This window comes from Lysobacter tyrosinilyticus (assembly GCF_054779815.1).
Genome location: NZ_BAAGXN010000003.1, coordinates 863,948 through 877,293, shown reverse-complemented (window position 1 = coordinate 877,293; position 13,346 = coordinate 863,948). Strand labels below are relative to the sequence as shown.

The window sequence follows — 13,346 nt, the reverse complement described above, 5'->3', positions numbered from 1 at the left end:
CACGTGCGCCTAACGCCTGAATTAAGCCGAGCCGCGAAGCGGCTTCGGCTTGAATGAATTGTTAGGCCTCTGCCGCAACATTCTGGGTGACCAATAGTGAGGGGCGAAGTCTGAGCCAAACGCTCTCACGACTCGATACCACAATCTCCAGTGTCTCCACATCTGAGTCTTTGTGATAGCGGACGTCATTGACCGAGAGCGCTACGAAATTGTAGAGCATGGCTCCGTTGTGGCTGATAGAAAACGACAAGTCTCTGTGTGCGGGGTAGATGCCGAACTCGACGAGATACGAATCAAGCGTCACACGGTAAGAGAAGTCATTGAACGGCCAAGGGCGATCCGGGTCCGCCCTCTCTGGCTCAACCTCAAAGAAGCTCAGAAGTTCTAGTTCTTCAGCAGTGATGTAGCTCATCAAGAGGCCTAACGCCTGAATTAAGTGGAGCCGCGAAGCGGCTTCCACTTGAATGAATTGTTAGGCCGGATGACGCGAGGTGGATCACGTCGCCCCGCCTGGAATGCCGGACTTTACCCGAAGAGCCATGCTGTGCTGAAGGCTGCGTAGCGCCGACAGAGCTAGCGATGAGCCGGCAGATGACGAGAGGGGCGAGGGTACTAGGCAGTTGCCGTTGCTCGGCGACGTGGGCCGACACTGCTCTGGCGTGGAGTGCGTGCCGAAGCCGGAGAGTCGCCGCGGCCTTTGCGGGAAGTTGACCGTGATATCGCCGAAGTGGCGCTGTAGGCAAGGGCTCGTTTGATCAGCCCGAATACGGCCTAACGCCTGAATTAAGCCGAGCCGCGAAGCGGCTTCGGCTTGAATGAATTGTTAGGCCCCGCCCGCGTGAAGCTTGGCGTACAAGGCCTGCCTATCACTATCACCTTGCAGAGCATAGAACCGATCAAGCAAGCCAAACGAATAGAGCCTCTCATTCATTGTCATGCCACGGATGGTCTCTATCGATTCTTTCCGGAAGGCTGACCAGAGCGAATAAACCCGGTCATGATCTTGGTCGGAGCCAATCCAGACATTGCCGAGGTAGCGCTCCATAGCTATGGCAAGCTCGTTAGCCGTAGCCGAACTGTCTTTCCAGGCAGCGAGCTGACTCGCCACGCCATGCACCGCCGGGTCGGCGGATATGGCTCGAATCTGCTGCTCCAACTCGTCAAGGTTCATTGAGGGGCCTAACGCCTAGTAGACCCCAAAAGCGGGGATATGGACGGGATATTCAGGGGCCTCTGAAAGAGCGTCAAGGAAAAAACCTACCCCCGATCAACGCTTTACCTTATCTGAAGACCGCTGCTCGCGAGTCAAGATCGACGTGTAGGGGAAAAAGAGAGGCGATATGTTTTATGAGTTGCTGATTGAGCCGATGGACTGTCGGATTGAAGAGCCGGGAGTGGATGGTGGGCGGCAGCCAATGCTGTTCGAGCAGGTGCGTGAAGTCATTCGGCTGAAGCATTACAGCAGGCGGACTGAAACGGCGTATCTGGGTTGGATTCGTAGATTCATTCTTTCGAATGAAAGGCGTCATCCTCGCCACTTGGGAGGGGCGGAAGTAGAACGGTTTCTCACATCATTGGCTATTGATGGCCGTGTGGCAGCCAGCACTCAGAATCAGGCGCTTTCTGCTTTGTTGTTCCTCTACAAGGATGTGCTCGGTGTCGACCTGCCTTGGATGGAGGATGTGGTCCGAGCGAAACAGCCTCGACGATTGCCCACGGTGCTGTCCCGGACCGAGGTTCAAGGGCTGCTAGCGCAGCTGGATGGCCGGGCGTGGCTGCTCGCCAGCTTGCTGTATGGAACGGGTCTGCGGCTCATGGAGTGCTTGCGACTTCGGGTAAAGGACGTGGATTTCGCGCGAGGAGAAATCACTGTCCGCGACGGAAAGGGCGCCAAGGATAGGCGCACCGTATTGCCCAAGTCTCTGGTGGAGCCTTTGCAGCGGGAGCTCGATCGAACGCGAGCCTTGCACGCTGTCGATCTGCAAGTCGGCTTCGGCGAGGTACATCTTCCTTTTGGATTGCAGCGCAAGTACCTGAATGCCGGGCGCGAGTTCGGATGGCAGTATGTTTTTCCGTCGCCAAAGCGTTCGATGGATCCCCGCGACGGGAAGATGCGTCGTCATCATTTTGATGACGGCGCGCTATCCCGTTCGTTGAAGGCCGCCTGCAAGCGTGCCGGTATAGTCAAGCCCGTATCCGCGCACACCCTCCGGCACTCATTCGCCACCCACATGATCGAAGCCGGCTACGACATCCGGACGGTGCAGGAATTGTTGGGGCACAAGGACGTGGCGACGACACAGATCTACACGCATGTGCTCAATCGTGGCGCGGGCGGGGTACTCAGCCCGCTGGATCGGGAGGCATGAACCGTGTGCTCATCACAGCCGAGGTTGGATGCGAGTAACCAACCCGAACACGTGCTGGGCGGCCAAAATGAAATGGCCGGCATATCGCCGGCCATTTCATAAGGCAAGTTGCCGAAGCTCTCAGTCGGCTTAGCCCTTCTTCGCCGCAATCCAGCGATCGATCTTCGCCTCGAGCACCGACAACGGCACCGCGCCGTCCTTCAGCACTTCGGCGTGGAACTCGCGCACGTCGAAGCGGTCGCCCAGTTCCTTTTCTGCGCGATCGCGCAGTTCCTGGATCTTCAGTTCGCCGATCTTGTACGCCAGCGCCTGGCCCGGGATGGCCATGTAGCGCTCGGCTTCGGCGGTCGACTGGGTCTTGGATTCGGCCGAGTTCGCGAGCATGTACGCGATCACCTGTTCGCGCGTCCAGCCCTTGCTGTGCAGGCCGGTGTCTACGACCAGACGGATTGCGCGCCACAGTTCGTTCTGCAAGTAGCCGAAGTAGTCGTACGGGTCGGTGTAGACGCCCAGGTCCTTGCCCAGCGATTCGGCATACAGTCCCCAGCCTTCAGCGAAGGCGGTTTCGCCACCGAAGCGGCGGAAGGCGGGAAGGTTGGTCAGTTCCTGCTGCAGCGCGATCTGGAAGTGGTGGCCGGGGATGGCTTCATGCAGATAGAGATCTTCGGCGTCCCAGGTCTTGCGGGTCGGCAGGTCGTAGGTGTTGACGTAGAAGATGCCCGGGCGCGAGCCGTCCTCGCTCGGCGGGTAGTACTGGCCGCCGGCCATGGACTGGGCGCGGAACGCTTCGACCGGACGGATCTCGAACGGCGACTTGGGAATCAGCGAGAACTGTTCGGGGATCTTCTGGTTGATCTTCGCTTCCAGGGCGCGGTAGTGCGCGAGCAGCGCGTCCTCGCTCTTGAAGTTGAAGCGCTTGTCGTTCTGCATGAACTTGAAGAAGTCCTGCAGCGAACCCTTGAAGCCCACTTGCTGCATCACTTGGCGGATCTCGCCGTGGATGCGCGCTACTTCGCTCAAGCCGATCTGGTGGATTTCCTCCGGCGACTTGTCGGTCGTGGTGGAGATGCGGGCGTTGTACGCATACCAGGCCTTGCCGTTGGGCAATCCGTCCATGCCGGGGCTGGTCCGGGTCTTCGCCATGTATTCGTCGGCGATGAAGGCGCGCACCTTGCGGTAGGCCGGCATGATCTGTTCGCCGATCATCTTTCGATAGGCAGCCGTCAGGCGCTCGCGGTCGGCCGCGGAGAAGTCCTTCGGCATGTTGGTGATCGGGCCCCAGAAGAGCGTGTCTTCCGGCTTGTCCTTGATCAGTGCGTCGAACTGCGGCAGCACCTTGACCATCAGCGCCTTGGGCTGCACCACGCCGGTCTTCATGCCTTCACGCATGTTGACGATGGCGGTGTCGAACAGGACCGGGAACTGTGCGCCACGGGCCAGCCAGTTGTCGTAATCCTTCACCGTGACGAACGGCTGCGCACTGGTGCCGGAGCCCAGCTGTGCGGCGAAGCCGGCGATGTTGTTGAACTGGTCGAACGGCAGCAACCAGCTCGGGAACTGCTCGGACTCCAGCGACAGTTCGGAGTTGCGTACGAAAATTTCGTAGCTGATCAGCGCCTGGCCGTCGAGTCCTTCGGGACCGATGTCTTGTACGGCCTTGAGCCAACGTGCCGTGAAGTCGTGCGATTGCTGGCGATAGTCGGCGGAAAGGAAATCCGGCAGCTGGTCGTTGTAGCGCGCATCGCCCTGGAATGTCGCCTGGAGCGGGTTGAGCTTTAGGTTTTCTTCCCAGTACTGCGCGTACAAGGCTTCAAGGCGCGCGGCCTTGTCCTGCGTTGCGGCTTGCGGCGCGGCGGCCACCGAAGGTGTGGATGCGGTGGGCGTGCTCGCGCAGCCTGCCAGTACGGTCAGCAGGGCGGCGGAGAGGATGAGAGGGCGCAGAATCATGACAACTCCAGGTCGACTGCGGGATTGAAGGAGCCGCAAGCATCGCCCAGATGGGATGGCGGCGCCCCCCGTCGGAAGTCATGGGCCGCCGCGATATGACTCGCATATCGGATGTCGAACGCGCCGGCGCGCGTGAGAAAAATCGGCTATTGGCTTTTGAGACACCCGAGACCACGCGCCGCCGCGCGTGGAGATAGTTGGCAATAGGCGCGCCGCCGTAACACTCGCCTACGAAATAGTCGAGCGCGCCGCCGCGCGTGGAGATAGTCGGAAATAGGCTGTTTGATCGTGCAGCGAGCGTCCCGCGCGCCGCGCCGCCTTACTCCGCCGCTTCAATCCGCAACTGCTCCGCCCTGCGGTCACCCAGATACCCCGTGATCACGCGCCGCATCACATACAACAACGGAATCATCGCGACCGCCGCCAGCATCTTGTAGCAATAGTTCACGGTGCTCACCGCGAGGAACAGCGACGTCGGCCAGTGCTGCGGGCCGAGTACGAAGGCGATGTACAGCACGACGAAGCTGTCGACCAGCTGCGAAACCGCCGTCGAGCCGGTGGCGCGCAACCAGACGTGCTTTTCGCCGGTGACATCGCGGATGCGGTGGAAGACGGCGACGTCGATCAACTGGCCGAGCATGAACGCGACCAGCGAGCCGGCGATCGTCCACAGTCCTTGGCCGAATACCGCGGCGAATGCGGCCTGATAATCCGCCACACCCTGGGCCTCTGCGGCTTTCACCCACCAGCCTGCCGGAGCGAGCGAAATCGCGGCGAATGCGAAGATGAAACCGTAGGCGATCAGCAGCGCGGCCATCCAGGAAATCAGGCGCACGCCGCGGCGTCCGTAGAACTCGTTGACTACGTCGGTCATCAGGAACACCACCGGCCACAGCAGCGTGCCCGCAGTGAAGCTCAGCGATCCGCTCTGGCCGAACAGGTTCCATTGCAACGGTGCGACGCCGAGCGTGTCCTCGAGCGCAAAGATCTTTACGCCGATGAATTCGGCGAGCACTGCGTTCACGCAGAAGAAGCCGGCGAGGATGACGAACAGGCGCAGGGCGCGGTCGTCGAGGAGGCGGGAGGGCGAGAGGGATAGCGCGGGGGTGATGGCGTCGTTCACGGATGGCGTCCCTCTGATGTGAATTCTGGATCGCTTCGAAAGCGACTATTCGCCGCTATCAGCCGCTGCAGCGGCATCATTCGTTCCGGCGATTACACGTTATCGCGGCGCGGCGGCGAAAACGGGATCGTATCCGGCGATACCGCGCCACCCGAGATGATGAAGCTCATCGCCTGGTCGACGCTCCAGTCGGTCGGGGTGATCTTTTCCACCGGCACGATTTCCAGGTAGCCGCCCGTGGGATTGGGGGTAGTTGGCACGTAAACCGCGGCGAGTTCGCGGCCGGTACCGTGTTCGCGCATCACCCTGGTGACGAAGCCGATTGATTTCATCTCCGTATGCGGAAAGTCGATCAGCACCACGCGCTGCGTGCCGTCCGGCTTGGTCTGCAGGATGTCGAGCAGCTGGCGGGCGCTGCCGTAGATGGTGCTGGCCAACGGGATGCGGCGGATCAATGCTTCGAACCAGCGCAGCAGGCGCTGGCCGATCACGATGCGGGCCATCACGCCCGAGAACAGGATGACCGCCAGAGTCGCGACCAGCGCCAACGCGGTCTGTACCCAGGGATCGGCGACCCAGCCCAGCGCCTGCGGCGAGATCGCGGCGAGGTTCTGCAACAGCGGCCCGATCACGGGTCGGCTGATGTCGGACAGCATGACGAAGACGAACTTCACCACCACCCAGGTCAGCCAGATCGGCAGCAGGGTGAGCAGGCCGGTGAGGAAGAGTCGTTGGAAGCTGGGCCGCGAAGTGGGCCGGGGGGAACTGGCGGGGGAGGTCATGCGCACATTGTAGTGCTGGCGTGGCCGGCGACGTTGGTCGGCCGGCGCTTCCGGTGGACGCGCTACTGGAGGTCGCGCACCAGTCGGAAGCCCACATCGTCATAACCGCGGTTGGCCAGCAGCGGGCGGCGTGCGCTGGAGGTACGCCAGGACTTGCCGCTGGCGACGCGGTATACGCAGCCGGCGGCACAATCGCGCGACCACAGCGACACGGCACGCTTTCCTGCATGCGCCGCGGATTCCTTTGCTTCGTCCGCCGTCGGCAGACGCCAGCGCTGTCCGGTCTGCTGGCTGTACCAGCCGGCGTAGGCTTCGGCGTCCTGCAGCGACACGCAGACAACCGCTTCGGCTTCGTTCTGGATGAAGCCCGGTGTTTTCCAGTCGCGCGGCGCGAGCACCCGCAACAGGGAGACACGTTCGCGGCAAAGGGCCGGTGTGCGCCTGGTGGCATGTACGAAACGCGCGTAGTCGGCGCGCGTGACCGGCGAAAGGCTGACCGCCACTGCACCGGCCGTGGTGGCCTTGAGGACGCCGCCTTCGGGCAGCACGCTGCCGATGCGCGGCATGTTCGTGGCGCGATTGCTGAAGTCGGCGCCGAGCTTTGCCGGCAACCCGAAATCGGCGACGAGCTGCGCGGCACGCTGGGCCTGCTCACGATCGAAGTGCAACGCGGCGGTTTCGAAACGCGCCTTCACCGCTGCTTCGGTCTTAGCACGCATGCGCGCGTAGGCTGGCGAGGCGACCGTGCCGGTCTGCTGCCCCAGCGCCTGCGCCATCGCGTAAATCTCCCTGGCGCGCGCATCGTTGCCATCGCGCAGCTGCGTGGCGATGGCATCGGCGAAGGCATCGGTCAGTTCCGCTACGACTCCGATCACTTCCGCGTTGGTGCTGTCGGCATTCCACGCCTCCAGCACGCTGCTGTAGGCGTTGGCGTCGATCGGCGAGGTCAGCTGGCCCGCCGCGATGCGCTTGCGAGCCATGTCGATGGCGCCGCGCGCCGGCGATTCCGGCAGCGGCTTGAGCATCGCCGCGGTGACTTCGTTGTGGGCTGCCACCGTGGCCGCGGCGTCCGTGTCGGTCGACGGATCTTCCGCGCGATGCCGCGACAGGTACTCGGCGCCGAGCACGCCGACGCCGATGAATGCCAGCAGCGCGCCCACGGCCCAGATCGGCTTGGCGTAATGCTGCAGCGGCGCCATTCGGCTCATGCGGTCGCGTAGCGCCGGCATCATGCTGCGCTGGGTCACCGATTCAATGGCGGCGCGCATCTGCGCGGCATCTTCGAAGCGTTGCGCCGGCTGCTTGGCCAGGGCGCGATTCATGAAGCCTTGCCAGTGCGCCAGATGTGCCGGCAGCTTCGGCACGGGATCCTGTGCGTGCATCACCGCCATCGACAACGCGTCCTGCGCTTCGAACGGCAGCTTGCCGGTGAGCATTTCCCAGATCAGCACGGCCAGCGCATAGAGATCGGCGCGGCCATCGACGACTTCGCCGCGAGCCTGTTCCGGCGCCATGTAGGCGGTGCTGCCGACGGCCAGGCCGGTCGCGGTCATGCGTGCACCGCCCCAGTCCTTGCGCAGGGCGATGCCGAAATCGGCCAGCAGAGGGCGGTCGGCGTCATCGAACAGCACGTTCTCGGCTTTGACGTCGCGATGCACGATGTTGCGGGCGTGTGCGTAGCCCAGCACCGACAAGAGCGTGTTGGCGATCTCGACGACGCGGCGCTCGCTCTTGCTGTAATCGCGTTGGCCCAGGTGTCCGCGTGCCATATAGGGCATCGCGTAGTAGGGCAGGCCGTCGATCGTGCGGCCGACTTCGTGGATGCGCACCACGTGCGGGTGCTCGAGCCTTGCGATCGTGCGGACTTCGTTTTCGAAGCGGCGGCGGCTCGTCTCGTCGGACAGCGCCTGCGGCGACATCACCTTGATGGCGACATCGCGCCCCAGCGAATGCTGACGCGCCAAGTACACGGTGGACATGCCCCCGTGGTTGATCATTCTCAGCAATCGATAGCCGGAGATTTCCGGCAACGGCGTTCCGTCGTCGTGTCTTGGCTCTTCAGCCATGTTCCGCGCCCCCTGTGGCACGCCAAGCATACCTTGTGACCGCGATGCACGGCCCGGACGGCACGGTATGGCGCGTGGAAAATGCCGGGAGGAGTGTGATCGACATCAACGAATTGCGCCTCAGCGCCCCCGCGCGCGGTCGCGTCGAGGCATGGATCCTGAGGCAGCGGCTGTCACCGCCGTGTGGAAGATGCTCAGGCGGCGTCGCGCAGGTTCTCGGAAGGCGCGCGGTCCCGCTTACGACGGATGTAAAGCTGCTTTCGCACGCGCGCGACGACGTCGCCGCCTTCGTCCAGGACGTGGGTTTCGAACCAGTGCAAGTGCTTCGATCCACCCGCCGTGGCCGCGCGCAGCTGCGCAAGCACTGTTTCGTCGAGCCGGAAATCGGCATGCACCGTGCCGCGGCCCGGCTTGAGGAATTCAATTGCGCCCGCCTGGTCCCAGACGATGTAGTCGTCGCCCAGCGCGTGCAGGGTGAGCAGCATCCAGAACGGATCGGTCATCGCGAACAGATTGCCGCCGAAATGGACACCGACGTAGTTGCGGTTCCATGGGCGGGAGCGCAGTTCGACCCGGGCACTGCGCCAATCGTCGGCGATCCTGGCGACATGAATGCCGCTGAACAGGAACGGTGGCCAGAGATTGAGGACGCGGCGCAGGGTGCCGGGCGAAAGACGTAGCTTCATGGGGTGCGCCGGGGGGGAGGGCGGGCGCAGCTTCGCCATACGCGGCCGTATAGTCAAGGCTGCGGCCTCACGATGCCTCAGAACAGCAGCGACGACATCCGACGCCGATACGTGCCGACCAGGTCCTCGTCTTCCACGACGCGGAAGGCGTCGATCAAGGCCTTGCGCGGCAATCCGTCCTCGTAATTGCGGTCGCGGCGGAGCATTTCGATGAACTGGTCCAGCCCGGCCTGGGAATCGCCGGCGACGATCCGCTGCACGCCCAACAGGTGGCGTGCACGCAGGTCGTCGGGATTGCTGGCGATGGCGGCTTCCAGCACTTCGGCTGGCGGCGCATTGTCGAGCAGGGCGGCGAAGCCCAGTCGCGAGCGCGCGCCGATCGCCCGATCGTCGTGGGCGAGATTGGCGGGCAGGGCATCGAGGAGCTGTTCGGCCTCGTGGGCCGCACCTGTCTTGAGCAGCGCGAGGGCGAGGTCGAGCTTGAGATTGTCGTCGTCGGGCGAGGCGGCGACTTCGCCGCGCAGGCGGACCACTTCGGCGTGCGGATCGAGCGCTGTTACTTCGGCCTCGGGCACTTCCTGTTCGGCCGGGGCCGCGGGTTCGATCCCGTGATGCTTGAGGAATTCGCGCAGCTGGCCCTCCGGCAGCGCGCCGGGGAAACCATCGACCAGCTGACCGTCCTTCACCAGAAATACAGTGGGGATGGAGCGCACCTGGAAAGCGGCGCCCAGTTCCTGTTCCTTGTCGACATCGATCTTCGCGAGCTCGAACGCGCCGTTGTACTCGCCTGCCAGCTTTTCCAGGATCGGCCCCAGTTGCTTGCACGGTCCGCACCATTCGGCCCAGAAGTCGACCAGCACGGGGGTGTCCTGCGACTTTTGCAGGACCTTGGCCTCGAAGTTGGCCGAGGTGGCGTCGAAGACATGGGGCTTGGCAGGGGCGTCGCTGGCCATGGAACGGGCTTTCCGGTGGTGTCGAATGGGGCGGAGCTTGTGCCAGTGCGGCTGGAAACCAAGGCAATGTAAATTAGATTTGACATTGCCGAGCAGTGATGTAACTTAAATATTACATTTAGTTCGCTGGTAATTACATTGGAGGGGCCATGGACAAGATCGTGCGGGCGGCGCTGTTGCTAGCGGGGACGGGGCTGCTGACGCTTTCCGTAGTCGGATTGCGCAACTCGCAGCTGGACTCACGAGTGCTGCTGACCGTGGCCATCGGGGCGGCTGGGATGCTGGTGGCCTTCATCGGCTTGCGTCGCTGGACCGCGATGTCGGAGGGCGTCCGATGAACAAGCAGGAATACGTCGCCTGGCTGCGGTTTTCATTGCTGGCCCTCTGGGTGTTCATGCTCGGGTGGGTGCTGTTTGCCGAGGCCTGGGCATGGGAGATCGCCCAGCCGGGCTGGAAGCCTTTGAGGCGGACCTGCATGGTGTTGTTCTTCGCGCTCGTGGTCGGCACGCAGTGGATCCGTCGTCGTAGCGAAGGCACGCTGGAAGACGAGCGCGACCGCCAGATCGCCGCGTTCGCCAGATTCAATGCCTTGATCGTGCTGTCACTGGCTATCGTGACGCTGGCCGCGATGCTCGAAGTCGGCGACTGGGCACCGCGCGCACGGGCCATGCCGGACGCATGGATCAGTACTTCGCTGGTCTGGCTGGTCGGTGTGGCCTGGATGCTGGAATCGGCGATCCGCGTCGTCTGTTACGTGCGCGATCGCGTATGAGCGGAACGCCCATTCGCAACGACATCCGCCGGCTGCGCTTCGAGCATAGCGAGATGACGCAGGAGGCGCTGGCGCAGGCTTGCGGCGTGACCCGGCAGACGATCATTGCGCTGGAAGCGGGAAAGTACGCGCCGTCGCTGGAGCTGGCGTTTCGCATCGCGCGCACGTTCGGTGTCGGTATCGGCGAGGTATTCCGATGGGAGGAATGAAGATGCCGCGCTGGGCGGGATGGGGCGCGCTGGTTTCGTGCGCGCTGGCCGCGGTCTTCTTCGGTGGCAGGTTCGACGCGTACTCGCACCTGCAGCATCCGCTCGCGCTGCTAGGTGCGCGCGGCGTACCCGATGCGCTGTGGTTCAACGTCCTCGCCTTCGTGCTGCCCGGGGTGCTCGCGATCGCCATCGCGTACGCCCTGCGACAGCAGTTGTCGCACGGGGTGCCATTCGTGGCGCGTATCGGGGCCTGGATGGTGCTGCTCTCTGCATGCGCCTTTGCGGCGCAGGGCCTGCTCCCACTCGATCCCAACGACCTCGAAGCGCGGGCCAGCCAGCGGCATGCGGCGGCGTGGATGTTGTGGGTGCTTGGCTTCGGCGCCGGGAGCGCAGCGCTCGCGCTGGGCCTGGCACGCGCGAACGCTTGGCGCGGAATCGCATGGGCCAGCGCATTGGCGGCGTTACTGGTTCCGGTCCTGGCCCTGTTTGGCGCGGCATGGATCGGCGCCGGACTGGCTCAACGCGCGGCGCTGGCGGTCTGGCTGGTATGGCTGGTGCTGGTGGCCCGGCGATCATCGCGATCGTAGGGCCGCCGTCTCATCACGGCTCCGAGGACGGCGGAGCCCGATCCCCGTAGCGGATCTTCATCATCAGCACCGTCGCCGCCAGCAGCGTGGTGACGATGTTGGACGCGATCATCGGCCCGGATCGCAGGCTGATTCCGTAGACGAGCCAGAACGCCACGCCCACGGTGAACAGCACGTACATGCCCAGTGAAATGCCGCGGGTGTCGCGGCTGCGGATTGTCTTGACCGCCTGCGGTACGAACGAAAGCGTAGTCAACGTCGCGGCGATGTAACCGATCCATTCGCCGTTCATGGCGTCTTGCCCGGCTGCTTGTAGATGGTGCCGTCCTTCATCACGAAGTCGACGTTGAGCACGGTATTGATGTCCTCGACGGGATTTCCCGGCACGGCGACGATGTCGGCGCGCTTGCCGGTTTCGATCACGCCCTGGTCGTCCACGCCGAGCACCTGTGCGGCGTTGATCGTCGCGGCCTGCAGGACGAAGGAAGCCGGCATCCCGGCTTCGACCATGTAGAGGAATTCGCGCGCGTTGTCGCCGTGCGGGCCGACGCCCATGTCGGTGCCGAAGCCGATCTTCACGCCATTGCGGTAAGCCTTGCCGGCGGTCTGCTGGATCAACGCGCCCACGCGCTCGGCCTTGGGTCGGATGATCTCGGGGAAGTAGCCGGGGGTCTTGGCTTTGTCGGCGACGAAGCGGCCGGCATAGATGGTGGGCACGTACCACGTGCCCTTCTGCTTCATCAGCGCCATCACTTCATCGTTCATGTAGGTGCCATGTTCGATCGACGTCACCCCGCCGAGCACTGCGCGCTTCATGCCCTCGACGCCGTGTGCATGCGCGGCGACGCGATAGCCGTAGTCCTTGGCTGTATCCACAATCGCCTTGACCTCTTCGACGGTGAACTGCGGCGCGTCGGCCGACTTCGCATAGGACAGCACGCCACCGGTCGCGGTGATCTTGATGACGTCGCTGCCTTCCTTGTAGCGCTGGCGGACGGCCTGGCGTGCGTCGTCGACGGAATTGACCACGCCCTCGGTCGGGCCCGGCGGGCCGATCAGGTGCGAGAGTTCCGCGTTGTAGCCGTTGGTGGGATCGGCGTGGCCACCGGTGGTACCGATGGCCTTGCCCGCGGCCCAGATGCGCGGGCCGTCGATCAGGCCCTGGTTGATCGCGTCGCGTAGGTGCGGCGCGACTTCACCGCCGAGATCGCGCACGCTGGTGAAGCCGGCGAGCAGGGTCTTCTTCGCAAAGCCCACGGAGCGGAAGGCGAAGTCGGTCGGGTCGAGGCGGAATTCCTCTTCGTAGGACTTCGGGCTGCTCTGCGAGGCCATGTGTACGTGCAGGTCGGTCCAGCCCGGCGTGCAGGTGTGGCCCGAAAGATCCACGGCCGCCATGCCCGGTACGTCGGCATGCCCCTGGAGCACTTCGGCGATCCTGCCGTCGCGCACGACCACGGTGCGATCCTCGAGCACGCGCCCGCTGCGCGAATCGAACAACTTGCCGCAATGCAGTGCGACCGGGTTGGCGGCTTGCGCCTGCAGCGGAGTGGCCAGCGCGATCAGCACGGCAACGGCAAGACGGTTCATGGGCAAGGTCCGGATGACGAAGGGCCGATTCTAAACACAGCACCTCTAATCACAGCACCTCTAATCACAGCACCTCTGATCCCAGCACCTCTGATCCCAGCACCTCTGATCACGGCACCTCTGATCACGGCGCCGTCAGGACCTCTCGTGCCAGCGGGCGGCAGTCATGCGGTCCTGCGGCATGACTTTCGGCTGCGCTGACAGATCCGGTAAATGTGATTTGCGACGCAGTGGATTCTGCGCGCTGCGTCTTACTGTGGATCCC

The 13,346-nt window shown here is 63.6% G+C and carries 15 protein-coding genes; 5 read left to right on the top strand and 10 right to left on the bottom strand.

The features are described 5' to 3' along the window. Positions 1 to 61 precede the first annotated feature (61 nt). Both ACYVGK_RS10630 and ACYVGK_RS10625 read right to left on the bottom strand, forming a co-directional pair. The gene (locus ACYVGK_RS10630; protein ID WP_460733429.1) at positions 62 to 460 is read right to left on the bottom strand and encodes a hypothetical protein; all 399 of its coding nucleotides are present in this window, start codon (positions 458 to 460) and stop codon (positions 62 to 64) included. A 363-nt stretch (positions 461 to 823) separates the two neighbouring features. Then, positions 824 to 1,171 (bottom strand): hypothetical protein, encoded by a 348-nt coding sequence (locus tag ACYVGK_RS10625; RefSeq protein WP_460733427.1) that lies wholly within the window; start codon positions 1,169 to 1,171, stop codon positions 824 to 826. Between the two features lie 244 nt (positions 1,172 to 1,415). Between ACYVGK_RS10625 and ACYVGK_RS10620 the strand changes: the two genes are divergently transcribed. Further along, complete coding sequence (locus ACYVGK_RS10620; RefSeq protein ID WP_460733491.1) at positions 1,416 to 2,369, top strand: integron integrase; 954 nt, start codon at positions 1,416 to 1,418, stop codon at positions 2,367 to 2,369. Positions 2,370 to 2,498: 129 nt separating this feature from the next. Here ACYVGK_RS10620 and ACYVGK_RS10615 read toward each other — a convergent pair whose 3' ends face one another. The 6 genes from ACYVGK_RS10615 to trxA all read right to left on the bottom strand — a co-directional run bounded on the left by ACYVGK_RS10615 (position 2,499) and on the right by trxA (position 9,926). After that, complete coding sequence (locus tag ACYVGK_RS10615) at positions 2,499 to 4,316, bottom strand: DUF885 domain-containing protein (protein ID WP_460733425.1); 1,818 nt, start codon at positions 4,314 to 4,316, stop codon at positions 2,499 to 2,501. Positions 4,317 to 4,635: 319 nt separating this feature from the next. After that, a complete protein-coding gene (locus tag ACYVGK_RS10610) occupies positions 4,636 to 5,439 on the bottom strand; it encodes a queuosine precursor transporter (RefSeq protein WP_460733423.1) in 804 nt (267 codons plus the stop codon). A gap of 92 nt (positions 5,440 to 5,531) precedes the next feature. Continuing rightward, complete coding sequence (locus ACYVGK_RS10605; RefSeq protein WP_460733421.1) at positions 5,532 to 6,221, bottom strand: DUF502 domain-containing protein; 690 nt, start codon at positions 6,219 to 6,221, stop codon at positions 5,532 to 5,534. Between the two features lie 62 nt (positions 6,222 to 6,283). Next, positions 6,284 to 8,287 carry a bifunctional serine/threonine-protein kinase/formylglycine-generating enzyme family protein gene (locus tag ACYVGK_RS10600; protein ID WP_460733419.1) on the bottom strand — a complete coding sequence of 668 codons (2,004 nt, stop codon included), beginning with the start codon at positions 8,285 to 8,287 and terminating at the stop codon, positions 6,284 to 6,286. Between the two features lie 194 nt (positions 8,288 to 8,481). Further along, on the bottom strand, positions 8,482 to 8,973 hold the full coding sequence (locus tag ACYVGK_RS10595; protein WP_460733417.1) for a DUF4442 domain-containing protein: 492 nt from the start codon (positions 8,971 to 8,973) through the stop codon (positions 8,482 to 8,484). 77 nt (positions 8,974 to 9,050) lie between these two features. Then, positions 9,051 to 9,926 carry a thioredoxin gene (trxA, locus tag ACYVGK_RS10590; protein ID WP_460733415.1) on the bottom strand — a complete coding sequence of 292 codons (876 nt, stop codon included), beginning with the start codon at positions 9,924 to 9,926 and terminating at the stop codon, positions 9,051 to 9,053. A gap of 149 nt (positions 9,927 to 10,075) precedes the next feature. Between trxA and ACYVGK_RS10585 the strand changes: the two genes are divergently transcribed. From ACYVGK_RS10585 to ACYVGK_RS10570, 4 genes are read left to right on the top strand one after another with little or no spacing between them, the layout of a single operon-like run. Then, positions 10,076 to 10,264, top strand: a complete 189-nt coding sequence (locus tag ACYVGK_RS10585) for a hypothetical protein (RefSeq protein WP_460733413.1) — start codon at positions 10,076 to 10,078, stop codon at positions 10,262 to 10,264. Continuing rightward, positions 10,261 to 10,698, top strand: a complete 438-nt coding sequence (locus tag ACYVGK_RS10580; RefSeq protein WP_460733411.1) for a hypothetical protein — start codon at positions 10,261 to 10,263, stop codon at positions 10,696 to 10,698. Before ACYVGK_RS10585 ends, ACYVGK_RS10580 begins: the two co-directional genes overlap by 4 nt. Beyond that, positions 10,695 to 10,907, top strand: coding sequence for a helix-turn-helix transcriptional regulator (locus tag ACYVGK_RS10575; RefSeq protein WP_460733409.1), 213 nt, complete (start codon positions 10,695 to 10,697; stop codon positions 10,905 to 10,907). The genes ACYVGK_RS10580 and ACYVGK_RS10575 overlap by 4 nt, the downstream gene beginning before the upstream one ends. Next, on the top strand, positions 10,904 to 11,494 hold the full coding sequence (locus ACYVGK_RS10570; protein ID WP_460733407.1) for a DUF998 domain-containing protein: 591 nt from the start codon (positions 10,904 to 10,906) through the stop codon (positions 11,492 to 11,494). Before ACYVGK_RS10575 ends, ACYVGK_RS10570 begins: the two co-directional genes overlap by 4 nt. 13 nt (positions 11,495 to 11,507) lie before the next feature. Here the strand turns inward: ACYVGK_RS10570 and ACYVGK_RS10565 are convergent, their stop codons facing one another. Continuing rightward, positions 11,508 to 11,786 (bottom strand): SemiSWEET family sugar transporter, encoded by a 279-nt coding sequence (locus ACYVGK_RS10565; RefSeq protein ID WP_460733405.1) that lies wholly within the window; start codon positions 11,784 to 11,786, stop codon positions 11,508 to 11,510. Continuing rightward, a complete protein-coding gene (locus tag ACYVGK_RS10560; protein ID WP_460733404.1) occupies positions 11,783 to 13,081 on the bottom strand; it encodes a metal-dependent hydrolase family protein in 1,299 nt (432 codons plus the stop codon). Before ACYVGK_RS10560 ends, ACYVGK_RS10565 begins: the two co-directional genes overlap by 4 nt. Positions 13,082 to 13,346 lie beyond the last annotated feature (265 nt).

Bases quoted from the DNA above. Each gene is read 5' to 3' on its own strand.
- ACYVGK_RS10625 (WP_460733427.1), bottom strand. From the start codon at position 1,171: ATGAACCTTGACGAGTTGGAGCAGCAGATTCGAGCCATATCCGCCGAC.
- ACYVGK_RS10620 (WP_460733491.1), top strand. From the start codon at position 1,416: ATGCTGTTCGAGCAGGTGCGTGAAGTCATTCGGCTGAAGCATTACAGC.
- ACYVGK_RS10615 (WP_460733425.1), bottom strand. From the start codon at position 4,316: ATGATTCTGCGCCCTCTCATCCTCTCCGCCGCCCTGCTGACCGTACTG.
- ACYVGK_RS10605 (WP_460733421.1), bottom strand. From the start codon at position 6,221: ATGACCTCCCCCGCCAGTTCCCCCCGGCCCACTTCGCGGCCCAGCTTC.
- ACYVGK_RS10600 (WP_460733419.1), bottom strand. From the start codon at position 8,287: ATGGCTGAAGAGCCAAGACACGACGACGGAACGCCGTTGCCGGAAATC.
- ACYVGK_RS10595 (WP_460733417.1), bottom strand. From the start codon at position 8,973: ATGAAGCTACGTCTTTCGCCCGGCACCCTGCGCCGCGTCCTCAATCTC.
- trxA (WP_460733415.1), bottom strand. From the start codon at position 9,926: ATGGCCAGCGACGCCCCTGCCAAGCCCCATGTCTTCGACGCCACCTCG.
- ACYVGK_RS10585 (WP_460733413.1), top strand. From the start codon at position 10,076: ATGGACAAGATCGTGCGGGCGGCGCTGTTGCTAGCGGGGACGGGGCTG.
- ACYVGK_RS10580 (WP_460733411.1), top strand. From the start codon at position 10,261: ATGAACAAGCAGGAATACGTCGCCTGGCTGCGGTTTTCATTGCTGGCC.
- ACYVGK_RS10575 (WP_460733409.1), top strand. From the start codon at position 10,695: ATGAGCGGAACGCCCATTCGCAACGACATCCGCCGGCTGCGCTTCGAG.
- ACYVGK_RS10570 (WP_460733407.1), top strand. From the start codon at position 10,904: ATGAAGATGCCGCGCTGGGCGGGATGGGGCGCGCTGGTTTCGTGCGCG.
- ACYVGK_RS10565 (WP_460733405.1), bottom strand. From the start codon at position 11,786: ATGAACGGCGAATGGATCGGTTACATCGCCGCGACGTTGACTACGCTT.
- ACYVGK_RS10560 (WP_460733404.1), bottom strand. From the start codon at position 13,081: ATGAACCGTCTTGCCGTTGCCGTGCTGATCGCGCTGGCCACTCCGCTG.